The organism is Erythrobacter sp. RANMB8, from assembly GCF_056848235.1.
The window spans coordinates 624153-648309 of sequence record NZ_JBREHG010000001.1 but is presented as its reverse complement, the minus strand read 5'-3'; the positions used below and the strand labels follow the sequence as shown (position 1 = coordinate 648309).

The 24157-nt window shown below is 66.7% G+C and carries 12 protein-coding genes; 11 read left to right on the top strand and 1 reads right to left on the bottom strand.

Translation table 11 applies throughout. From position 1 onward, the window contains the following. The first annotated feature begins 9 nt into the window (after positions 1-9). From ACU0AG_RS02895 to ACU0AG_RS02875, 5 genes are read left to right on the top strand one after another with little or no spacing between them, the layout of a single operon-like run. Positions 10-1737: a ShlB/FhaC/HecB family hemolysin secretion/activation protein gene (locus ACU0AG_RS02895; RefSeq protein ID WP_482780753.1), complete on the top strand. Its 1728-nt coding sequence runs from the start codon at positions 10-12 to the stop codon at positions 1735-1737. 60 nt (positions 1738-1797) lie between these two features. Then, on the top strand, positions 1798-9090 hold the full coding sequence (locus ACU0AG_RS02890; RefSeq protein ID WP_482780752.1) for a two-partner secretion domain-containing protein: 7293 nt from the start codon (positions 1798-1800) through the stop codon (positions 9088-9090). Positions 9091-9103: 13 nt separating this feature from the next. Then, positions 9104-12238, top strand: coding sequence for a CHAT domain-containing protein (locus ACU0AG_RS02885; RefSeq protein WP_482780751.1), 3135 nt, complete (start codon positions 9104-9106; stop codon positions 12236-12238). A gap of 16 nt (positions 12239-12254) precedes the next feature. Next, positions 12255-12686, top strand: coding sequence for a PAAR domain-containing protein (locus ACU0AG_RS02880; protein ID WP_482780750.1), 432 nt, complete (start codon positions 12255-12257; stop codon positions 12684-12686). 5 nt (positions 12687-12691) lie between these two features. Next, entirely contained in the window at positions 12692-13171 is a 480-nt protein-coding gene (locus ACU0AG_RS02875; protein WP_482780749.1) for a DUF4123 domain-containing protein, read from the top strand. Here ACU0AG_RS02875 and ACU0AG_RS02870 read toward each other — a convergent pair. Further along, positions 13134-14537 carry a peptidoglycan DD-metalloendopeptidase family protein gene (locus tag ACU0AG_RS02870; protein ID WP_482780748.1) on the bottom strand — a complete coding sequence of 468 codons (1404 nt, stop codon included), beginning with the start codon at positions 14535-14537 and terminating at the stop codon, positions 13134-13136. The genes ACU0AG_RS02875 and ACU0AG_RS02870 overlap by 38 nt on opposite strands. 121 nt (positions 14538-14658) lie before the next feature. Between ACU0AG_RS02870 and tssK the strand changes: the two genes are divergently transcribed. From tssK to ACU0AG_RS02840, 6 genes are read left to right on the top strand one after another with little or no spacing between them, the layout of a single operon-like run. Next, a complete protein-coding gene (tssK, locus tag ACU0AG_RS02865) occupies positions 14659-16011 on the top strand; it encodes a type VI secretion system baseplate subunit TssK (RefSeq protein WP_482780747.1) in 1353 nt (450 codons plus the stop codon). Next, positions 16008-17471: a type IVB secretion system protein IcmH/DotU gene (icmH, locus tag ACU0AG_RS02860; RefSeq protein WP_482780746.1), complete on the top strand. Its 1464-nt coding sequence runs from the start codon at positions 16008-16010 to the stop codon at positions 17469-17471. The genes tssK and icmH overlap by 4 nt, the downstream gene beginning before the upstream one ends. Positions 17472-17495: 24 nt before the next feature. After that, complete coding sequence (gene tssM / locus ACU0AG_RS02855; RefSeq protein WP_482780745.1) at positions 17496-20990, top strand: type VI secretion system membrane subunit TssM; 3495 nt, start codon at positions 17496-17498, stop codon at positions 20988-20990. Then, complete coding sequence (gene tagF / locus ACU0AG_RS02850) at positions 20972-21481, top strand: type VI secretion system-associated protein TagF (RefSeq protein WP_482780744.1); 510 nt, start codon at positions 20972-20974, stop codon at positions 21479-21481. The genes tssM and tagF overlap by 19 nt, the downstream gene beginning before the upstream one ends. Before the next feature lie 2 nt (positions 21482-21483). Then, positions 21484-22203 carry a PP2C family protein-serine/threonine phosphatase gene (locus ACU0AG_RS02845; RefSeq protein ID WP_482780789.1) on the top strand — a complete coding sequence of 240 codons (720 nt, stop codon included), beginning with the start codon at positions 21484-21486 and terminating at the stop codon, positions 22201-22203. A gap of 1 nt (position 22204) precedes the next feature. Next, positions 22205-24154, top strand: coding sequence for a serine/threonine-protein kinase (locus ACU0AG_RS02840; protein WP_482780743.1), 1950 nt, complete (start codon positions 22205-22207; stop codon positions 24152-24154). Positions 24155-24157: the final 3 nt, after the last annotated feature.

Genomic DNA, 24157 nt, shown 5'->3' with positions numbered 1-24157 from the left:
GGAAGCTGAATGAAGTTTGCTACAGCCCACATCGGTGCGTTCGTTTCGCTGTGCGCGATTGCCACGGCTGCCCCGGCGCTGGCGCAATCGAACGGGCAATCGGCCAACGACCTGCGTCTCCCCGAGACCGAGCGTGATGCGCGTGAAAAGAACATGCGCGTCGAACGCGATGGCGGGATGAAGGCACCCTGTCCGTTCGAGGGCAGCGAGCTCAAGGTCACGATCAACAGCGTCCAGTTCGGCAATGCCCGCGGCGGTCCGCTCGATGAAAAGCTGGCGGCGTCCCTCGCAGGGGTCACCGCGCCGCAGGGCCTGCAACCGATCAGCGTGGTCTGCGATGTGCGCGATGCCGCCAACCAGGCGCTGCGTCAGGATGGCTGGATCGCCAGCATCCAGGTGCCGCAGCAGGATCTGGCGGGCACGCTGCGGCTGGATGTCGTATCGGCGCGCATTTCGGAAATCCGCGTCAACGGCGATGCCGGGCCTTATCGCAATGCGCTCGCCGATGTGCTGGAGCCGTTGCAGGCGCTCGATCCCCTGAACGAGCGTGATGCCGAGCGGATTCTGCTCAACGCCAATGATATCCCCGGCCTCAGCGTCCGGCTGGCGCTGGCGCCTTCGGGCGAGGCGCCGGGTCTGGTGGTCGGCAACCTGTCGGTCGATTTCGAACGCTACGCCGCCTTCTTCAACGCCCGCAACTACAACGCCCGCAGCATCGGGCGCGAAACCGGCTTTGCGCGGATCGACATCCACGGGCTGACCGGGCTGGCAGACCGCACCTTCATCGGCGGCCAGACCACGGTCGATTTCGAAGAGCAGACGATCCTGCAGGCCGGCCACGAATTCGGTCTGGGGTCGAGCGGGCTGCGGCTTGGCGGGCAGGTCACCATGGCGTGGGCCAAGCCGACGATCCAGAACCTGCCGCTGGAAACCGATACGCTGCTGGCGAACATCGCGCTCACCTATCCGCTGGTGCGCACGCCGCTGAAATCGACCAACCTTTCGTTCGGGTTCGATTACATCGATCAGGATAATTCGGTCGGCGTCACCAATCTCAGCAGCGATTCGCTGCGCACGCTGTATCTGCGCGCAGAGACGCAGGGCCGCAAGACGCGGCTCGACCGGTCGACCTGGCTGACCTATTCCGCCTTCACCGAAGTGCGGCAGGGCCTCAGCGCCTTCGGGGCGACCAAATTCGGCGGGCCTTTCGGCTTTGCCCAGACCGATGGCGTCTCCGCCTCGCGCCCGTTCGGCGATGCCTCCGCGCTGGTGGTGCGCGGCGGGATGGATGCGACCTTCTATTTCAACGAAACCTTCGATCTGCGCACGCGGGTGGAAGGCCAGTGGACCGATGATCCGCTGCTGAACTTCGACGAATATTCGATCGGCAACCTCAGCATCGGGCGCGGCTATGATCCGGGCGCGAACAGCGGCGACCGTGCGCTGGGCGCTACGATCGAACCGGCGGTGACGCTGTTCGACGACATGAAGAACCGGCTGCAGGCTTTCGGCTTCTACGACATCATCAAGCTCGAAAACCTCGATCCCAACACCCCCTCGCCCGAACGCACGCTGGCATCGGTCGGCGGGGGTCTGCGCTTCGCCATGGGCAGCGGGCTCAATGTCGAGGTCGCCTATGCCAAGCCGCTCGACAAGGCGCTGGCTTTCGATGCGGAAAAACCGCCTGAGCGCGTGCTCTTCACGCTCACCACCCGCTTCCCGGCACTGTTCCGTTAAGCCCCTCAGGCGACAGGAGAATTCGAGATGGCAATTGCGAACCGGAAAATCCGCTCGAGCATGTTGCTCTCCACCGCCATGGCCGCAGCCTTCGCTGTGCCGGGGGTGGCCCATGCCCAGCTGGTGCGTTCGGGCGATCTGGTCGATGCGATCGACAGCGGCGGGAACCCCGGCCAGCTGAACGTCGTCGATGTCGATGCGAACACCACCGACATGACCGTGCTGAGCCGGGTGGTGGTGGCCAACTGGACGCGCTTCAACGTTCCGGTCAACACCACGGTCAACATCACCAACGGCACGGTTGAACCGACTGCGACGCTGGTGAACCGCGTGATCGGCGGCAATCCGTCCACCATCCGAGGGAACATCAACGCGCAGGATGTGAACCTGTGGCTGATCAACCAGAACGGCATCCTGTTCGGTGACGGCGCGACCGTGAACAGCGCGTCGTTCTTCGCCTCGACACTCGATGTCAGCGATGCCGATCTGTTCGATTTCTATGAGGGCACCAACCTTGCGGGCAATGGCTCGGGCGTGCTCAATTTTTCGGGCGGTCTCGGCAACGCGGTCCGCACCAACTCGGCCAACGTTTCCTTCGTGACCGACGGGTCGCTGATGTTCGTCTCCGAGCAGCTGACCCTTAATGCCAGCTTCGATGCAGGCACGGGCCATGTCAGCTTTGTCACCGCCGCCGATGTCGATGTCAGCTTCACGCCGGGCAGCCCGCTGACCTATGTGGTCAACGCAGGCACCACCGTGGCACGCGGGCAGACGATCAACGGCAGCGTGACCGGCAACAATGTCGATTTTGCCATGTTCACTGCCGCCGGCGTCACCGACGCCGTGCTTCAGGTGAACGCTCTGGTCAACGCCAACACTGCGGTCGCGACCGATACCGGCATCCGCCTGATCGCTGGCGGGGATTCGCCGGTGCTCGCCTCGATTGGCGGCGACATGACCAGCACCGGCTTTGTCGATATCGATCTGGAAGACGGCAGCACCCTGCGCGCCACCGGCACGATCACCGGCAGCGCGATCGACATCGACGTGAGCGGCGAGGCCCGTGTGGCCAATCTTGTCACCACGGCGGGCGATCTGTCGGTCACCGCCGACGCGATTGACGGCGACGACTTCTCGGCCACGGGCGGGAATATCACCCTTGCCGGCACCAACGGCGTGGCAACCGGCGGGCTGACCGCGACCGGCAATATCGCCGCAACCAGCAGCAACAGCGGCACGATCACGCTCGGCGATCTCGATGCCGGCGGCGGGGTCAATATCCAGACGCTGGGCCGCGTGACCGCCGGTTCGATCACCGCGGGCGGCAACCTCGCAATCGGCGTCCTGAACTTCGATTTTACCGCGGATGACCCGGAATCCGTCACGCTTACCGGTGATGTCAGCGCGGCGAATATCGCCATTTCCGGACGCACCGGGGTCGTTGCGCAGGATCTGGCTGCCACGGTCGGCAGAATCGACATTACCAGCGGCGGCAATGTGACCGCCGGCGATGTCAGCGCGCCCGGCGATATCTTCTTCGATGCGTCCAACACCGGCCGCGCCACCTTTGGCAGCCTCGTTTCCAGCGGCGGACGGGTCGCGATAAACGGGCGGATTCCCGATGTGATCGCGATCACGGGCCTGACCCAGGGCACGCTGGTCAACCTGCTCAGCCTGGGCAACATGACCACGGGCAACGTTGTGGCCACCAATGGCAACGCTGCGCTGCGTTCCATCAACGGCGGTCTCACTGCGGGGAATGTCGGCGCCACCAACGGGGCTGTCACGGTCCGCTCGGCAACCGGCACCACGGCGGGCAATCTGTCTGCGACCGGCGGATCGGTTATCGTCGAATCCGGCGGGGCCATCACCACCGGCGGGATCAGCGCGACCTCGAACGGCGGGCCGGTGCAATCGATCACCGTCACCAGCACGGGGGGCGGGGACCTCAACCTCGGCGGGCTTGCGGCTGACGGCAACGTCACCCTCAATACACTCGGGCGGATCACTGCGGGCGGCGTGACCGCTGGCGGCGCCTTGAGCGTCGGCGCCACGCGCGAACCGCTGAGTGTCACCTTCACCGGCAATATCGATGCCGGATCGGTCACCATCGATTCGCTCGGCGCACTGGTTGCGCAGGATATTCTGGCACGCACCGGCGCGATCGATATCGATGTCGGCGGCACGATCACCACCGGCGATCTCGAAGCCGATCTGATCGCCCTGCTGGGCGTCGGCGCGATCACCACCGGCGATATCCTGACCAACCAGTCGCTCAACATTGCGGCAACCGGCGGCAGCCTGACAGTCGGCAATGTCGCGGTGCGCAATGCCGGCGCGACGCTGAGCCTTTCGGCCAGCGGTGCGGGCGCGAATGTGGTGGCGGGCAACCTGCGCACCAATGATGGCAACATCCTCGTCAGCGCCGCCAATGCGATCACCGCCGGACTGGTGGCGACCTCGCTGGCGGGCAGTTCGACGGCGGGCACCATCGGGCTCCACGCCGGTCAGAACATCACCACCGGAGAACTCGTCGCGGGCGAGGATCTGCTGGCCGTTGCGGGCGGCAACTTCACCGCGGGCGCGATCACTGTGGGCGATGATGCGATCATCACCGCAACCGGCAGCGTCACCACCGGCAACGTCCTGACGACCGGCCTTGGCAGCGATGCCAACCTGCCCTCGTTCAGCGGCGCCGCGGGCGCCTCGACCCTCAGCTTTGCTGCCGAAACGCAGACCGGCAGCAACGTCGCGATCACCGCAGGCGGCGCGCTGTCGAGCGGGACGATCACCGCGCAGGACAACCTGACGCTCAATGCCGCCAGCATTGCCACGCAGGCGCTGACGGCGGTCAACGGCAGCGTCGATCTGACCGCGCTCGGCGGGATCACCACGGCCTCGATTGCGGCGGGCGATGCGATTGCAGTCGAAAGCACCAATGGCGGCGCGCTGAACCTGGGCCAGCTCGATGCGGGCGCGGGCATCACGCTCGACACCACCGGCAGCATTGGCGCGGCGGCCGTGACGGCTGGTGGCAGCCTGCTGGTCGGCGGCACGCTGCGGCCCTCGCAGGTGAACTTCACCGGCAATGTCAGCGCGCTGGATATCGGCATCGGCACCAATGGCGCGCTCACCGCGCTCGATCTGGTGTCGACCGGCGGCCTGATCGATGTCAACGCAGGCTCGATCAACGCGCTGGCGGTGGAGTCGAACGGCGGCGCGGTCAGCCTGGTGGCGACCGGCGGGATCACCACGGTCGAGATCACCTCGGCAGAAGGCATCATCGTCGAAAGCACGGCGGGCGGCGCACTCGACCTTGGCACGCTCGATGCGGTGCAGGGCATCACGCTCGATACCGCAGGCAGCATCACCACGGCGGGCATTACCGCTGGCGGCGGGCTGTTCGTCGGCCAGCTGCTCACGCCGGGCGCGGTGACCTTCACCGGCGATGTGACTGCGGAGAGCATCACGCTGGACGCGCTGGGCAACTTCAATGCGCTTGATCTGACCTCGACCAATGGCGTGATCGACCTCAATGCCCGTGTGATCATTGCGGGCAATGTCGATGCCAATGGCGGCGATGCGCTGCTGCTGGGGGCCAACCGGGTCCAGACGAGCTCGATCTCGTCGACCGGCAATATCGATGTCGAAGCCACCAATGCCGGCGGGCTGAACCTCGGCACGCTCGATGCTGGCGGGACGATTGCGCTCGACACGATCGGTGCGATCACCACCGGCATGATCACGGCTGGCGGTGCGCTGACAGTCGGCCAGACGCTGGTTCCGGGTGCGGTGACCTTCACCGGCGACGTGACGGCGGAGAGCATCACGCTGGACGCGCTGGGCGCGCTCACTGCGCTGGGCCTGACTTCGACGGGTGGCGTGATCGATCTCGACGCCCGCTCAATCACGGCTGGCGCGGTTTCGGCGACCGGCGGCGGGGCAACCCTCCTGGCGCGCGATTTCGTTACGACCTCTTCGATCTTCGCCACCGGCGGCATCGATGTCGACAGCACCAATGGCGGCGCGCTGGACCTCGGCACGCTGGATTCGGGTGCGAACATCACGCTCGATACGACGGGCAGCATCACCACCGGCATGATTACCGCCGTGGGCGATCTGGTGGTCGGCGCGCTGCGCGAACCGGGCACGGTCAACTTCACCGGCAACGCAACTGCGCGCAGCATCACGGTGGATGCGAACCTCGCCCTTACCGCGCTCGATCTGACCACGACCGGCGGATCGATCGATATTGATGCCCGTTCGATCACCGCAGACGCGCTCACCACCGTGGGCGGCGATGTGACGCTGCTGGCGCGCGATGGCGTGACCACCGCGTCGATCACCTCGGCAGGCTTCATCGATGTCGACAGCACCAATACCGGCGCGCTGAACCTCGGCACGCTGGATGCCGGTGCGGCGATTGCGCTCGACACCACCGGCAGCATCACCACGGCCGGGATCACCGCCGATGGCGCGCTGCTGGTCGGCCAGACCCGTGCGCCGAATGCGGTGACTTTCCTCGACGATGTGACGGCGCGCAGCATAACCATCGACACCACCGGCGCGCTCGAAGCGCTGAACCTTGCTTCGACCAATGGCACGATCGACATCGGCGCCCGTTCGATCCAGGCGGACAACATCGCGGCGACCGGCGGCGATGTGGTTCTGCTGACGACCACCTTCGTCAACACCGATTCGATTGCGGCGACCGGCCTGATCGATGTCGACAGCACCAACAGCGGCAATCTCGACCTCGGCACGCTGACGGCGGGTGGCAACATCTCGCTCGACACGCTGGGCGAGGTGACTGCCGGGATGACGACTTCGGGCGGTGCGCTGACGGTCGGCGTGGCGCGCACCCCTGCGCTGATCACCTTCACCGGCGACGCGGTGGCGCGGAGCATCCGCCTGCTGTCGCGCGGGGCGATTGCGGCGCTCGATCTCGAAGCGACCAGCGGCAATGTCGAAATCGAGGCGCGCACCTCGGTCGACACCACCTCGATCACCGCGAGCGGGCTGATCGATGTCGACAGCACCGGCGGCGGCGCGCTGCGCCTTGGCACGCTGAACGCCGGGCAGGGCATCACGCTCGACACCACCGGCAGCATCACCACGGCGGCGATCACCGCTGGCGGCGCTCTGGTGGTTGGCAGCGTGCGCAAGCCTTCGACCGTGACCTTCGGCGGCAATGCGCGGGCGCTCAGCATCACGGTTGACGCGACCGGCGCCTTCAGCGGCCAGAACCTCACCTCGACCGGCGGCGTGATCGATATCGACGCTGGCACGATCAACGCGCTGGCGCTTTCGGCGACCGGCGGCGGCGCGACCCTGCTGGCGAATGGCGGGGTGACCACCCAGTCGATCACCGCGACAGGCGCGATCGATGTCGACAGCACCGTGGGCGGCGCGCTCAACCTCGGCACGCTGGGTTCGGGTGCGGGCATCACGCTCGACACCACCGGCAACATCACCACCGGCATGATCACCGCCACGGGCGATCTGGTGGTGGGTGCGGTGCGCGAGCCGAACAACGTCACCTTCACCGGCAATGCCTCGGCGCGCAACATCACGATCGATGCGGCAGGTGCCTTTACCGGCCAGAACATGACCGCGACCAATGGCACCATCGATGTCGATGCCCGCACGATTGCAGCGGGTGTGCTGGCGGCAACGGGCGGCAATGTCCGCCTGCTGTCGGTCGGCAACATCACCACCGGCGCGATCACCGCGACCCGCGTGGGCATGGCAGGCGGCACCATCGATATCGACAGCACCGGAACCGGGACGGGCGCTGGCGCGCTCAACCTTGGCGCGCTGCTGGCCGATCTCGGCATCACGCTGGATACGGCGGGCGCGATTGCGACCGGATCGGTCACCGCTCGCGGCGGGTCGGTTGTGGCCAACGGTGCCTCGATCACCACCGGCAGCAACGCCATCGCGGCGACCGGCGGCGATGTGGTGCTGCGGGCGAGCGGCGCGATCACCACCGGCGCGGTCAGCGCGACCCGTGCGAACAACGCGGGCGGTGCGATCGATGTGGACAGCACGGCGGGCGGCGCGGTGACCCACGGGGCGATGACCGCCTCGCAGGGCATCACCATCGACACCGCCGGCAGCATTGCCACCGGCGCGATCACCGCAGGCGGCAATCTGGTGGTCGGCGGCACGACGCGGGGCACCACGGTGACCTTCGGCGGGACGGCGCAGGCTGCCAACATCACTGTCGATGCCAGCGGCCTTGTCACCACGCAGTCGCTCGCGGCGGGCACCGGCAACATCGATATCGAGGCCGGCAATCTCGAACTCGCATCGGGCACGGTCGCGGCACGCAATGTCGTCCTGACCTCGTTCATCAACGGCACCATCGGCCTTGGCACGGGCACGGGCACGTTCCAGTTGACCGATACCGAAATCGGGCGGATCAATGCCGACAGCCTGCTGATCAACGCCGGCACCGGCGCGGTGAACATGGCGGGCGTGACCTTCGGGGCGAACACCGGCCGCAACACCGTTTCGATTGCCACCACCGGCGGGATCACGATCACCGGCAATATCACCGGCACGGCAGGCACGGGCCGCAGCTTCCGCTTTGGCGGGACGGCAACCGGAACCGGTCGGGCTTCGCGGATCTTCTCGGACATCAATCTGGCGAATGTGAACCTTGGCACCAACGCGCTCGAACTGCGCGGCGATGCCATCGTGTTCGGCACCAGCACGCTGAACACCGACACCGGCCCTCTTTCGATTGCCAATCTGGTGCGCAACTTTGTCTCGAACCCGAACTCGATCCTCTACGATCCGCGCACTGCCACCATCGCCAATCCGGTCTATCTCACCGCGGGCAACCTCACGGTCACCTACGGCGGATCGGCGCTGTTCCAGAACACCGCACCGCGCACCGGCGGCAACACCTTCCGCGGCGTGGTGCTGGCTGGCGGCAATACGGCGGTGCCGGTGCTGCGGCTCGATCCGGGTGCGCAGCCCAGCAATGGCGGGGCGGTGCAGGCGACCAATGCCTTCGCGCTGTTCGGCAGCATCAACGGTTCCGACGGGCTGGCAGCGGCGCTGCTGGGCGATGCGGTGATTTCGGTCGATGGCGACACGCTGCTCGATGCCTCGCGCATCAACGGCTGCGTGATCGGCAGCGGTGCGGACTGCGTCACCACCATCGTCGGCAATGTCGTGATGACGATGCCGCGCGAAGTGGTCTCGCTGCTGACCGCCGAAGACCGCCTGCTGGTTCCCTTCGATCCGCTGGTCGGCACCAACAACGAAAGCCTGTTCTCCGATGTGGCGAGCGGGAAGGAATGTGAAACGCGGGATGCCAACGGCGTCTGTGTGAGCAACTAGGGAGCTTTGCATCATGTCAGGACTACGGCTGACCCGAAACATCCTCGGCGGCGCGGCGCTTACCCTTGTGCTGTCGGCTTGCGCGACCGTGCCGGGATCCGGCCCGGCGGGCACGCTGGCGCTGGGCGACAATGCGGCGGGTGACCGCTGCACCGCCACCGCCAACTGGACCGATCCGGCGCTCCGCGATTTCGTGAAGAACGCCGATGTCTATTCGGTCAATTGCACCGGCGCGGTAACCGATGCACTGGCGCGGGTGCGCCTGTTCGCCTCTGACGCGGCCCGCACTGCGGCGAGCGGCGATCTCAAATGCGGCGCGCCGAGCGATGTGACGCTCGCCGGGTTTGATCGCGCCACCGCACGGCGCTGTTTCGACCCCGCGCTGGGCTTTGCCACGGTGGTGATCGATGCCGACCGCGGCAGTTCCGCGGTACAGATTTCGGCGGCGAGCAATGCTGTGGGGGCAGGCTATCAGGCGGCCTTGCTGCTGACCGGCCAAGCGGGAGACGGTTCGGTAACCTCGGCCCGCACGCCGGTTGATCTGGCGCGTCTTGCGCCGCTTCCGGCCAGCCTTGCCGAAGCGCAGGGCGCCGGCGGCCCGCGGGAAACCGCCGACACGCTGCTCGCCCGCGCGACCGAACTCAATTTCCGCGGCCTCAGCGTCGATGCTTCGCGCTTTCTGCGTAACGAATTGAACCGCCTGCCCGCCGGCACACCGGCATCGGTGCGGGCGCAGCTGCTGCTTGAGGCAGGGCTGGCGGATTCCAACATCCGCCTGTTCACCAGCGCCAACACCAATTTCGCGGCGGCCGATATGCTGATCCGCGAACTCGCCATCGCCGAACAGCGCGCCCTGCGGCCCAAGCTGGAAACCTATCGCGGGCTGCATGCGCTCAACCAGCGCGAATTCGCCGATGCGCGCAAGATCCTCGCGCCGCTCGCCAATCGCAGCAACGCACGGGCGCAGGGCCTGAACGACCCGGCGACGCTGGTGCAGCTCAACACTGTGGTGACCGACAACACCGACATCCGTTCCTCGATCGCGCTGCCCAATCTCGAACTGGCGCGTGAGACCGTGATCGGCATCCAGGGCAACTGGGCGCTGAGCGTGGCCGAATTGTCATTGGGCGACAGGGCGGCCGCGCTGCGGGCGATCACGCTGGCGCAGAACGAGCTTGAAGGGCTGATCCGCTCGCTTGAAGGGCAGCGGGTCGATCAGGAAGGCCTGTACTGGCTGAATGCGCGGCTGGTGCGCCAGCGCGGCCGCATCCAGGCAGAAAACCGCGACTACAACGGCGCGATCGCCTCGTTTGACCGGGCAATCGCACTGCTGGTCGGCACCTCGCAGGCAAGCTTCGGCGTGTCGGACGATCCGGCGGTGGCCGAACTGCGGCTCGAACGTGCATCGATCATCAGCCGCGCCGGGCGCCCCGCTGCCGAGATCGAGGCGGCCTATGTCGCCGCGCTCGATGCGCTGCGGTCCGCCCGCGAGGGCAGTCCGGGGGTGTCCTCGGGCCTGCTCAACCCCTTCCTCGACAGTCTCGCCTTGCGCATGGCCAATGGCGACAAGGTGGCAGCGCGCCGTTACTTCGATGCGCTTCAGGTTTCCGGTGAAAGCAGCGCGGCGCGCCAGCTCAGCCAGCTTCAGGCGATCGTCGGCGAAGATCCGGCGATTGCCGGAAAGCAGCGCGAGCGGCTTGATCTGCGCCAGCGGCTCGCCAGCCTCGAGACCGGCATTGTCGATGCCCGCAACCTCGGCCAGCCGGTGGACAAGCTGGAGGCCGATCGTGCCCGCACGCAGGCGGCGCTGAGCGATATCGAAGCCGAGCTGGCCGCCAACGCCCGCCTTGCGCAGGTGTCGGATCGTCCCGCCGATCTGGCGGCGTTGCAGGCCAAGCTGAAGCCGGGTGAGGGCTATGTCCGCCTCACCGTGATGAACGATCGCGTGTTCGGCATTCTGATCGACCGCGACAGCGCCACGCCGATCCGGCCCAAGCTGGGCGCGGATGATGTGGTCGGCCTGGCCAAGGCCCTGCGCCGCACTGCGGAAGTGGGCGATGATCAGGTGCTGCCCGATTTCTCGGTCGGCACGGCAACCGCGCTCTATCAGGCGCTGTTCGCCGATATCGACGGCAATCTGCGCGCCAAGACCGAGCTGGTGTTCGATGGCGGCGCAGTGCTCGCCGGCTTGCCCGCGGGCCTGCTGGTCACCGACCGTCCGGCTCCTGCGGCCAAGGGCAAGCGCAAGGCGCGGCACGATTACAGCGAGGTCGCCTTCCTCGCCAAACAGATGCCGACATCGGTTGCCATGTCGCCGCGCAGCTTCATCGCCTCGCGCGAGTTTACGCCTTCGCGGGCAAACAAGGCGCTGATCGGATTTGCCGCGCCCCAAGCCATCGGCCAGCAGCCGATCGGGACGGGCGGCAAGTTCCGGATCGGGCCGTGTCTGGTCGATTCGTCGGCCGTCTCGGCCTTTGCCAACCGCTTCGCTCCGATCCCTGCCGACGAAATCTTCCTCGCCGCCGAAGCGCTGGGCCTCAACGGCCAGCCGACGCTGGTGAGCGGCGCGGGCTTTTCGGACACCGAAATGGTGCGGATCGGCGGGCCGGGGCAGATGGGCCTGATGGATTACAAGGTGCTCCACTTCGCCACCCACGGCCTGACCGAAGGCCAGTTCGATTGCAGCGGCGCGCCTGCGGCTCTGCTGACCTCGTTCGGCGGCCCGGAGTCCGATCTGCTGCTGAGCTATGACGAAATCGCCAGCCTGCGGCTCGACGCCAATCTCGTCGTGCTGTCGGCCTGCGATACCGCCTCGCTGACCAGCGAAGGCACGCAGGTGCGTGTGGGCGAGGCCCAGCCGGGCACCACGCTCGATGGTCTGGTGCGCGCCTTCATCGCAGCGGGCAGCCGTTCGGTGATGGCGACCTACTGGGAAGCGGCCAACAACGACGCCACCAGCCTGCTGATGGCCGAGTTCTACGCCGCCGGACGCGAAAAGACGATTTCCGAATCGCTTAACGAGGCGCAGAATACCCTGATCGGCATCCCGCAGACCTCGCACCCGTTCTTCTGGGCCAGCTTCTTCGTGGTCGGCGACACTGACAACACGATCCTCGGCGGCGCCAACAAGACGGTGGCCGCGCGATAGGGAGACGCATCCGGCAATGCCACCTGCTGCCCGCATCACCGATATGCACACCTGCCCGATGGTCAATCCGGGGCCGGTGCCGCATGTCGGCGGACCGGTGGTCAAGGGGCAGCCCAATGTGCTGACCTGCATGATGCCGCAGGCGCGGGTATCGGACATGTGCGTGTGCGTCGGCCCGCCCGATGTGATCGTGAAGGGCTCGGCCACGGTGCTGGTGGGCAGCCTGCCCGCGGCGCGGCTGGGTGACAACACCGCGCATGGCGGTGTGATCGTCAGCGGCGCGCCGACGGTGCTGATCGGGGATTCGGCCAATTCCGGCGGCGGCGGGGCTGGCGGCGGCATGGGCATGGCGGTGCCGGTGCCCTTCTCCGCCCCCAATCTTCAAGCCAAGGCGATGATCGGGGCGCACAAGGCGGCCAAGCCGTTCTGCCGCATCTGCAAGGCCTAGCGCGCTTGTCGGAATGGTTTGCGATCGTTGACGGGGCCGCCGATCCGCGGCTCTATCCGGTGATTGCCGCCTCAAGCCAGCATGCCTGCCTTTACGAATCCGACTATGATCAGGAAACGCTGGCGGCTCTGCCCCATCTGGTGCGCATGACCCCGGGCGAGCAGCTGCCCGAATTGTGGCGGCGGCACGAAAGCGGGCGGTTCTGGGGCATGGCCTGCCGTTCACCGCTCAGCCTGCGGTCGCTGCGGCGTCACCTGCGCAAGTTCACCACGGCGCGCCTGCCGCTGGGCGATGTGGTGCTGTTCCGGTTCTGGGACCCGCGGGTGTTCGTGACCTTCGCCGACAACGCCACGCCCGAGGAGATCGGCCCGTTCTTTCAGGGCATTGAGGCGGTGATCATCGACCTCGGCCCCGAAGGCCGCCGCCGTTACTGGTGGGAAAATGGCCTCAAGGTTTCGCAGGCCGCGCCGCAGGTTTCGGCTTAGCCGCCGGTTTCTTCGGACCGGACACCGCCGCAACCTCGGCGCTGGTGTTCTTGCGCTCTGCCAGATACATCCGCAGCGCCTCCCCGCCGAGCGCTTCGGACACGGTGTTCTCGAAGCTCAGGGGATCAACGTAATCGCCATCGGTGCGGATTTCGAAGTGCAGGTGCGGGCCGGTTGATCCGCCAGTGGTGCCGACATAGCCGATCACCTGCCCCTGAATGACTTCCGAGCCAACCGCCTGCCCGTCAGCAAACTGGTCGAGGTGCATGTAGCGCGTTTCCAGCCCTTCGCCGTGGTCGATCTTGATGAAGTTGCCAGCCCCGCCGCTCATGGCGCGGTGGATGATCGTGCCTTTACCCGCAGCATAGATCGGGGTGCCCGTCGGCGCGGCGAAATCGACCCCGTTATGTTTCTTCTCGATATTGTAGATCGGATGCTTGCGCACCCCGAAGCGTGACGTGATGCGCGCGCCATCGACCGGCGTCACCATCAGCGCGCGGGCGTTGCCCTGACCGTTCGCGTCGAACCAGCGCGGCTCGGTCTCGCCCGGCGGGATGAAGGCGTAGAAGCTGTGCGTGACCCCGCCGGTTTCATATTCGACCGCGAGCAGCCGCGGGGCCTCCACCTTGCGTCCGGCCCGCGTGACGTTTTCCTCCCACGTCGCGCTGAAGCGGTCGCCGGGCCTGATGTTGCCCCAGTCGATATCGAAGGCGAAGGCCTTGGTGAAATCGCTTACCAGACTGTCCGGGATGCCTGCATCGACCGCCGAGAGGTAGAAGATGTTGTGCTTTACCGTGCCGCTTTTCTTCACCACCCGCACCTCGGCGGTTTCGACCACGTTCTCGCGCTTGAAGCCCCCGTCGCCGGTGCGGGTCAGGCGGATGGCGGCGCCGTTTTCCAGCTCGGCGGTGAGCGAGTGGATGGCGGGTTTTGCGCCCTTGCCGTCAAGCTCCACGGTGACTGTCATGGGTTCGACCGTGCCGAGCGCGGCGATCACTTCCTGCGCGGCGAAGAAGGCATCGCCGGTTTCAATCCCCATTTCCTCAAGGCTGATGCCAAGTTCGTTCATGTCGGCAGCGGGGAAGATGCGGGTGTCGTAACGCGGGGCGGCAGGCACGGCGGCTGCGGCGGCGACCGGCGCGCTTTCGCGGGCCTCGGCAGCGGGCTTGCCGAACATCGCGCCCCACGGCACCAGCAGGCCGATGGCTGCAATCGCGGCAATGCCGGCCGCACCGCCGCCCAGCCACAGGATGGCCGGGCGCTTGCCGCTGGCAGGTTCGGCCGGGGGCTGTTCGGGCGGCGAATCGGCAAGCGGGGTCTGGGTGACCCAGGTGCGCGGATTGAAACTGGTGGATTCTGGTTCCATCGCCGCTGCTTCCACAATCCCGGCAAATGCCTGACCCACCACGGGTCAGCCCGTCGAAATCGCTAACGGGCGTAAACGCCGTGCTTTATCTGGCCCGCGTCCTATGCTTAACTGTTGACGAATGGGGGGGCAAGGCATGAGCGATCGAAATCGTGTTGCGTGGCGGGAAGGCATGTTCCTGCGTCCGCAGCACTTTCAGGCGCAGGATCGCTTTGTCGAAAGCTTCGTTGCCGCACGCCATGACTGGGCGCTGCCGTTTTCGTGGGGTGTGGTCGAGCTCGAGATTGATCACGCGTTGGCAGAGCTCGGCCAGTTCGCGATCCGCAAGGCGCGCGGGATCATGCCCGATGGCACGCCGTTTGCCATCCCTGCCGATATGCCCGCGCCGCAACCGCTCGCGGTGAGCCCGCAGACCCGCGATGCGGTGATCTATCTCACCCTTCCGCCGCGGGTGTCGGGCGCGGTGGAGTTCATGGACAAGGAAAGCGGGTCGCTCGACGCGCGGTTCCTGGTGGCCGAACAGACCATCAGCGACAATTTCTCGACCGAACGCACCAGCGAGGAGATCGAGCTCGGCATCGCCAACCTGCGCTATGGCGTCACGCCTGACGAGACCGAGGGCCGCCTGCTGCTGGGCGTGGCGCGGATTCGCGAGGTCGCGGGCAAGAAGCTGGTGTTCGATGATCGCTACATCGCACCGACGCTTGATCTCAAGGCCTGCCGCCTGCGCGCCGCGCTGTCGGATCTGATCGGGCGGGCTGACCAGATGGTGGCCGAACTGGCCCTGCGCGCTGCCGAAACGACCGAGGGCGGGCAGGATACCTACAAGGCGTTCCTGCTGCTTCAGGCGCTGAACCGCTGGACCGCGATCCTCGGCCATCTGGCGCATATGCCGGCGATCCATCCCGAACGGGTGTTCGAGAACCTGCGGGCCATGGCGGGGGAAATCTCCACGCTGACCCGCAAGGAACGCCGCCCGCCCGAACTGCCGCTGTATGATCACGAAAACCTGCAAGGCTGCTTCGATCCGCTGATCGATCTGCTGCAACTGCTGCTGTCGGCCGGGTTCGAACGCTCGGTCGAGCCGCTGCCGCTGGTGGCGCGCGGGCCGGGGCAGTACATGCACGTGATCAAGAACCGCACGCTGCTGCGCCAGAGCTACATCTACCTCGCTGTGTCGGACAAGACCAAGGCGATGGAGGATATCCGCAAGCGTTTCCCCGCAGTGTGCAAGATCGGCCCCAACACCAAGATGCCGACGCTGGTGGCATCGGCCCTGCCGGGCATCCAGCTGCGCCACACCACCACCCCGCCGAGCCAGCTGCACGTGCTGCCCGGCTTTGTCTATTTCGAACTCGATCGCGGATCCCCGGACTGGCCCGAGGTTCACGACGCAGCGGCGCTGGGTCTGTTCGTCTCCGACGACTGGCCCGAACTCAAACTCGAGCTGTGGGCGGTTAAGCAGAAAAAATGAGCAGCGACGATCGCAACAAGACCGTGTTCAGGCCCTCGCCGCTGAAACGCGGCGGGGGCGATACCAATCCTGCGACACCGGCCACGCCGCCGCCTGCGGGCGGATTTACGGGGATGGACGACTGGGGCGATGCCCGGCCGGCTGCGCCCGCGCCTTCGGGGGCTGGCGGCAGCTTCAGCCCGCTGGGCGGCGATCCCTTCGCCGCGACCGCTCCGGCAGGCGGGGCGGCAGCCCCCGGAGGGGCGGTGCTGGCGCAGCAGCATTTCAGCGATTCCGTGCCGCAGCCACCTCAGCCGCGCCGCGATCGCAACATCATCATGGCCCACGCCGCCCCGGTGCTGGCGATGGCCGCCGCGTTGCAATCGGGGCGCTGGCAGGTGTCGATGGGCGAATTCCACACCCGCGCCAAGGACGCGATCAGCGCCTTCGATGCTGCGATCCAGGCCGCCTATCCCGACGGGGTGAAACAGCGCGCCAAATATGCCCTGTGCGCCACGATCGACGATATCGCCCAGAACCTGCCCGGCATGAGCGGCGGCGGCGCGCAATGGGCGCAGCGCAACATGGTGGTGACCTTCTTCCGCGAGAATATCGCCGGTGACCGCTTCTGGGATTTCGTCAACGAGGTGCTGCGCGATCCGGCGCGCAACCGCGATCTGATCGAACTGTTCCACGCCTGCCTTGCCGCCGGGTTCGAAGGCCGCACCCGCGCCATGGCCGATGGCCACAGCAAGAAGGCGCAGGTGATGGCGAGCCTGATCGGCGCGCTCGATCACGTGCGCAGCCTGTCGCAGAGCGAGATCGTCAACCACTGGCGGGGCGAGGCCGCGCCGCGCAAGCCCAACAATTTCTGGAGCATCATCGGCTTTGCCGCCGCCGCTGCGGCAGGGCTGTGCTTCCTCGTCTACCTCGTGTTCTTCGTCACCCTGATGCTGACCGGGCAGGACGCGCATGAACGGGTGGCGAGCCTGTTTCCGGGCGAGCCGATTGCGCTGGCACGCGAAGCACAGGTGCTCGAACTGCCGCCGACCGGCACCGAACAGCGCCTCAAGACCTTCCTCGCCGATGAAATCGCGCAAGGGCTGGTGGTGGTGCAGGGCAACCGCGTGCGCACCACTGTGGGCACCCTGTTCGAACCGGCGGCTGCCGAACTGGTGGCGGGCCGCGCCGCGATCTTCGAGAAGATCGGCAAGGCGATCCAGCTTGAGAAAGGCCCGGTCACGGTCGAGGGTCATGCCGATTCCGACAAGATCAGCCCGACCATCGAGTTTGCCGACAACCTCGCCCTGTCAAAGGCGCGGGCGGAAACGGTGGCGCAGATCGTGCGCGGCCAGTTGACCGATCCGGGCCGGATTACCGTAGTGGGACTTGGTGATACCGTGCCGATCGCCTCCAACGCGACGGCAGAGGGCAAGGCGCAGAACCGCCGCGTCGAATTCGTCGTCGAGCTTGGCCAATAATCAGCACCGCGGGGGCGAGGGGTAATGAAGAAGTTCCTGACAAGCTGGTGGACGGTTTCGATCGGCACCATCGTGCTGCTGGCGCTGCTGCTGTGTGTCGGCCTGCCGCTGTTTGTCGATGCGATGAAGCCGCTATGGGTGAAGCTTACCATCGCCGGGCTGTTGCTGGCGGTGTGGCTGACATGGTTCCTGCTGCGCCGCCGCGCCGCCAAGAAGGCCGAGGCCGCGCTCGCCGCCGAACTCGCCGGGCCTGATGCCAGTGCCGAGGAAGCAGGCGCGGTGCAGGGGCGCATGGCCGCCGCGCTGAAGCAACTGCGCGAGGCGAGCGGCAACAAGCGCGGATACCTCAATGCCCAGCCGTGGTATGTGATCATCGGCCCTCCGGGCGCGGGCAAGACCACGGCGTTGCTCAATTCGGGCCTGCGCTTCCCGCTGGCCGACCAGACGCTGGCGGGCAGCGGGGGCACGCGCAATCTCGACTTCCTGTTCGCCGAAGAAGCGGTGCTGGTGGATACGGCAGGCCGTTACACCACGCAGGATTCGGACAGCGCGGTCGATAATGCGGGATGGAAGCGCCTGCTCGAACTGCTGCGCAAGCACCGCCCGTTCGAGCCGGTGAACGGCATTCTGGTGGCGATCCCGGCGGATGATCTGCAGGTCGGCGATGTGCGGGTGATCGATAATCACGCCGCGATCATCCGTCGCCGCCTGCGCGAAATCCGCGAGACGCTGCAGGTCGAACTGCCGGTCTATCTGCTGATCACCAAGGCCGACCTGCTGGCCGGGATGACCGAATATTTCGGCGATCTGGATGTCGATGGCCGCCGGGCGGTGATCGGCCACACCTTCGACTGGAAAGGCCCGCGGCTGTCGGCGGAGGATGTCACCGCCGCCTTCGACGATGTCACCAATGATGTCGCCGCGCGCCAGCCCAAGCGGCTGGAGGAAGAAAAGGACATCCGCCGGAGGGGGCTGATCCTCGGCTTTCCGGGGCAGCTCCACGCGCTGCGTCCGGCGCTCTACCGCCTGATCGAAGGCGCGTTCCTCAACGAAGATCGCCCCAGCGGGCGGCTGCGCGGGTTCTATCTCACCTCGGGCACGCAGGATGGCAGCGCCATCGACCGCATCCTGCAGGGCGTCAGCAAGACCTATGGCGATCTCGGCGCTGCGGCAGGCGGCCCGCGCGATGGCAAGGCGTTCTTCCTCAACCGCCTGTTGCAGGATGTGGTGTTCAAGGAAGCGGGCCTGCCGGTTTCCGACCCCGCGCTGGAACGCAAGCGCAAGTCGCAGATCATGGCGACCAGCATCGCGCTGGCCGCGGCTGTGGTGCTGGCGGTGCTGCTGTGGACGGTCAGCTTCATCGGCAACCGGTCGTTCCAGAGCGATACGCTCGCCGCGTCAGCCGCGCTGGGGCAGGAACTCGACGCCAGCCGGATCGATCTGGTGCGGATCGGGAACAGCGATGCGACGCTCGAACAGGTGTTGCCGCTGCTCGATGCCTTGCGCGATCTGCCCGAAGGCTATCAGGCGCAGGCCGAAGGCGGGCCATCGCTGATGCGGCGCTTCGGCCTGTTCCAGAGCGGCCTCGCCCAGCGCAATGCCGAGGCCTATCACAACGGCCTGCGCCGTATCCTGCTGCCGCGGATCATGCTGCGGCTGGAAGACAAGATGCGCGCCGAACTGGCCGATCCGCTCGCGCTCTACGAACCGCTCAAGGTCTATCTGATGCTCGGCGGCGGGGCGCCCGAAGGCGTGATCGACCCCGAAACGATCAAGCGACAGGTGGCCAAGGACTGGGCGAGCGAGGTCTATCCCGGCACCGAAATGGCGCAGGTGCGCGAACGGCTGATCCTGCACCTCGATGCGCTGGCGAAAGACCCCAACCTGTCGGTCGCCTGGGCGGGCGGGCGCGCACCGCTCGATGCGCAACTGGTCGCGACCTCGCGGCAGGCCGTGTCGAGCATGTCGCTGTCGCAGCGCGCCTTTGCGATCATGCGCGAAAAGGCCGCCGATCCTTCCAAGGACTGGGTGATGGCCGAAGTGCTGCAACCCGGCGATGCGGCGGCCTTTGCCAACCCCGACAAGGTGCTGGCGATGCGGGTGCCCTACCTGTTCCGGCGCGAAGGCTTTGAAAAGGCCTACGCCGTCGCGCGCGAAACCGTGCAGGCCGATCTCAAGCGCGAACAATGGGTGCTGGGCAAGAACACGGTCAGCACCCAGAGCGAGCTCGGCACGCTGCGGCAGGGCATTTCGACGATCTATGCGCAGGAATACATCGCCTATTGGAAGGGCGTGGTCGATGCGCTGGAAGCGGCGGATTATTTCAACGATCCGCAGGCCTTCCGCGCCCTGACCAAAGACCCCTCGCCGCTGCGCACGGTGCTGCTGGAAGTGCGCGCCAACACCGATTTCTCGCAAGGCAGCGCGATGGGGCGGGCGGCCGATCTGGCGGGCAAGAAGGCCAAGCAGAACCGCTTCGTCAACACCGCCAGCAAGATCATCGGGCCGGGCGGGGGCGGGGCGATGTCGGCCGATGCCGAGATCAGCATGGCCTTTGCCGATCTCAACGCCTGGACCGGGACGCCCGAAGCGCCGGGCGGGGTCGCGGCCTTCATCGATGCGGTGCGGCAGACCTTCTCTCAGGTGCGGGCATCGGGTGCGCCGGGATCGGTCACCAGCAGCGCCGACCGGCTGGCCCAGATCAAGGGCGAACTGGACACCGTCGCCACCCAGGCGCCCGAGATGATCCAGAAGTTCGCGGGCGAAGTCGCCAGCGGCGGCGGATCGGCGCAGGTGGGCGTGCTGCAAGGCGAAACCACGCTCGCCTACACCCAGCAGGTGCTGCCCGCCTGCGAAGGGGCGGTGAGCGGCGCTTTCCCCTTCGAAAAGGCCTCGGCCACCGATGCCGATGTCAGCAAGGTGCGCGCCGCCTTTGGCCCCGGCGGGCTGGTGCCGCTGTTCGTGCAGACCCGGCTCGACCCCTATCTCGATCGCAGCGGCGATTACTGGCGCTGGGCCAGCGGCGATCCGGTGGTCGCCAGTTTCAACCCGATCACGCCCGGCAACATGCAGAAAGCCAGCGCCCTGACGCTGACCATCGGTGAAGGCCTGCCGCTGCGCATCACCCTCACGCAGCTGGGGCGCGAGGCCGGGCGGGTCGAACTGACCACCGGCGGCATCCCGCTGAAATTCGATCTCGACGCCAACCAGGAACATGATCTGACCTGGCAGGTGGGCGGCGGGATGGTACAATCCTCCGAACTCAAGATCATCGGCAATGGCGGGATCGACGGGATCGATCCGTCCGATCAGGTGCTCTGGCGCCGGCCCGAGAACGGGCCGTGGTCGCTGTTCCGGCTGCTGGAACGCGCCCGCATCCGCAATCTGTCCGAAGGCGAGGTCGAGGCTGTGTTCAATCCCGGCCCCGGGCGGGCGGTGTTCCGCATTGCCTTTCCCGAAGATCGCAACCCTTTCAGCCTCGGCGGGCTGTGGTCGGTCAAATGCCCGCAGATGCTCTGACCCGCGTGATGCTGGATCACCCGGCGATCTTCGGCAAGCTGCCGGGCCATGGTGACTTCATCGCCCGCGGCATGCCCGGCGATGTGCGCGAGACGATCGATCTCTGGCTGGCGGAATGGCTCGCCGCCGCACGGGCAGCCTGCGGGGACAGTTTCGAAAGCGACTATGAAGCCGCCGCGCCCTGGCTGTTCGAAGGGCCCCGCGCCACCGCCGTGCTGATGCCGAGCATGGACCGGGTCGGGCGGCTGTTCCCGCTGCTGGTTGTCACCGCGCCTGACCGGCCGACGCAGGCCGTCTATGATGCGATGGTCGATGCGGTCGCCGATAGCCGCAGCGCCGATGATCTGCGCGCAGCCCTCGCAGCGCTTGATGCCGGCGCGGTGCCATCTGCCCGCACCCCGCGCTGGTTTCTGCCCGAAGGGGCCGACCCGCTTCTCCCCGTGCCCGACAGCGTCGGTGCCTGGCGTTCAGTGGAAGGATGTTTCGCGTGACGATGATCCCCTTCAGGTCAGCCGGCCGCAGCGAAACCGGCCTTGTGCGCCAGCAGAACGAGGATTCGATGCTGCTGGATGACGATACCGGCCTGTGGGTGGTGTTTGACGGGATGGGCGGGCACCAGAACGGCGCGACAGCATCGCGCATGGCCGCCCACGCCTTTGCCGAAGCGCATCTGCCTGAGGATTTCGACGCCGCGATCGAAGTCTTCGCGGGCACCATCCATCAGGTCAACAGCGCCATTGGTGCCGCAGCCGAGGCCAATGGCGGCGGCACGATGGGCACGACCGCAGTAGGCCTGATCATGCGCGGGCGCGAATTTGCCGCAGGCTGGGTGGGGGACAGCCGCGCCTATATCATGCGGCGCGGCGGGCTGTTCCAGCTGACGGTCGATCACACCCATGTGCAGGATCTGATCGACGAAGGCATCCTGACCGAGGCCGACGCCATCGGCCACCCGATGTCGCACGTGCTGACGCGGGCGCTGGGCGTGGCGGCGGATGTGCAGGTCGACATCATCAAGGACGAGATCGAACCGGGCGACCGCTTCCTGCTATGCAGCGATGGCCTGAGCGGGCCTGTGTCCGACGGCGAGATCCGCGACCTGTTGCAGGCCGAACATCCGCAGGCAGCGGTCGACGCGCTGATCGAACGCGCCTATGCCAAGGGTGCGCCGGACAATGTCACGGCGATCGTGATCGAAATCGGTGCCTTCTGACATGAGCCTGCCCCCCGAAGACGAAGACCGCACGGTCTATCAGCCCAAGGGCACACCGACCCCGGCTTCGGCTCCGGCGCCTGCCGCCGCGCCGCCGCCACCGCCCGCACCGCCGCCACCTGCGGGCGATACCGGCCAGCAGATCGCCAATGGCGAGGTGCTGAACGGCATCTACCGCATCACCCGCTTCATCGCGCGCGGCGGGATGGGCGAGGTGTATGAAGCGGTCAACGTCCATCAGCCGACCGAAAAGGTGGCGGTGAAGGTCATGCTCCAGCATCTGGCGCAGGACGAACTGGTTGCCGCGATGTTCGCCAAGGAAGCGGCGACCCTGACGCGGCTGCACCACGAGGCGATCGTGCAATACCGCCTCGCCGCGCGCGACAGTCTGGGGCGGCCTTATATCGTCACGGAATTCATCGACGGGCCGAGCCTTGAGGCGCGGCTGGGCAAGCTCAAGCTGTCCGATGCCGAGTTTCTGGCGATCGCGCAGAAGCTCGCCGCGGGCCTCGGCACGGCGCATACGCTGGGCGCGATCCACCGCGATATCGCGCCCGACAATATCCTGCTGGCGAATGACGATCCGGCGCGGCCCAAGATCATCGATTTCGGCATTGCCAAGGACGCGCGCGAACAGTCGGGCACGATCGTGGGTGACGGGTTTGCGGGCAAGCTGCGCTATGTCGCGCCCGAACAGCTGGGCGAATATGGCCGCAATGTCGGCCCGTGGTCAGACCTCTACAGCCTCGCGCTGACGCTGCGGGCGGTGCTGGCGGGGAAGCATTCGGACATGGGCGGATCGCTCGCCGATGCGGTGCGCAAACGCATGACGGTGCCCGACCTGTCGGACATTCCGCCGCAGTTCCGCCCCGCGTTCGAAGCCGCGCTGCAACCCGATCCGGCGCGCCGCCCGCAATCGATGGCAGCGTTCAACCTGATGCTGACCGATACCGGTCTCAACCCGGCTGCGCCGCGCCCCGTGGCGGCGGGTGCCGCTGGTGCGCAGGCCGAGACGACCCGGCTCTCGCCCAAGCCCGCCGGCGGGCCGGGGCTGGCGGACAAGCTCGCCGGAATGCTGCCCGCAGGCCTTGGCAACAACCGCCTGCCGCTGATGATCGGCGGCGGGGTGGCGGTGCTGCTGGCGCTGGTGGGCACCGTGATCGCGGTCAGCCTCGGCGGTGACGAACCGCCCCTCGCTCCCGCACCGGACATGGCGGAAGCGGGAAGCGCCGCGCCTGCCGCGATTGCGCCCGGCTCCCCCGAATTTGCCGCACTGGCCGAGCGGACGGCCAATGCTATCCCCTGCTCGTGGCTGACGCTGGCCGGTGCCGACGGCGGCAGCGTCAAGTTCACCGGCGCGGCGGCGGTTCCGGCAGAGGCCCAGACCGCGCTGGCGCAGGCGCTCGCAGCAGCCGGAGCCAGCGCGCCCTCGCTCGATTTCGGCAACCTCGTGCGCTTTTCGAAGGATGATTGTGCCTTCATAGATGCCTTGCGCGAAGGCCGCGGCAAGGGGGTGACTGTCAAGACGCCGCAGCTGACCTATGAGGCCAGACTTGAGCCGTTTAGTGCTGCTTATGAGGAAACCTTGCACGCAAAAGTGCCGATAGACATCGTTGGGTTGAAACCGGGCGATGATGTCGCGCTGGTTGGGGTGTTCGGGGGATTTCCGGTCGGTATCCTGGTGCCTAATCGCTCTGTGCTAAACACGCTGCTGAAGGATATGAATGGCAACACCACAGCCGATGGTTACTCCATGTTCTATCCCTATCCGATGGGCAACGAGAAGCAGAATGACCTTGGTTTTATAGTCATCACCAGCCCGACCCCTTTGCCCGACAGCATCGGCACTTTCGATGCAAGTTGGCCGCAGCGTTTCCGTGATGGTGTCAGGACCAAGGGCTGGGCCGCAGACGCGATGTGGGTCCGCGCCGAGGACAAGCAGCCCGGCTGATGC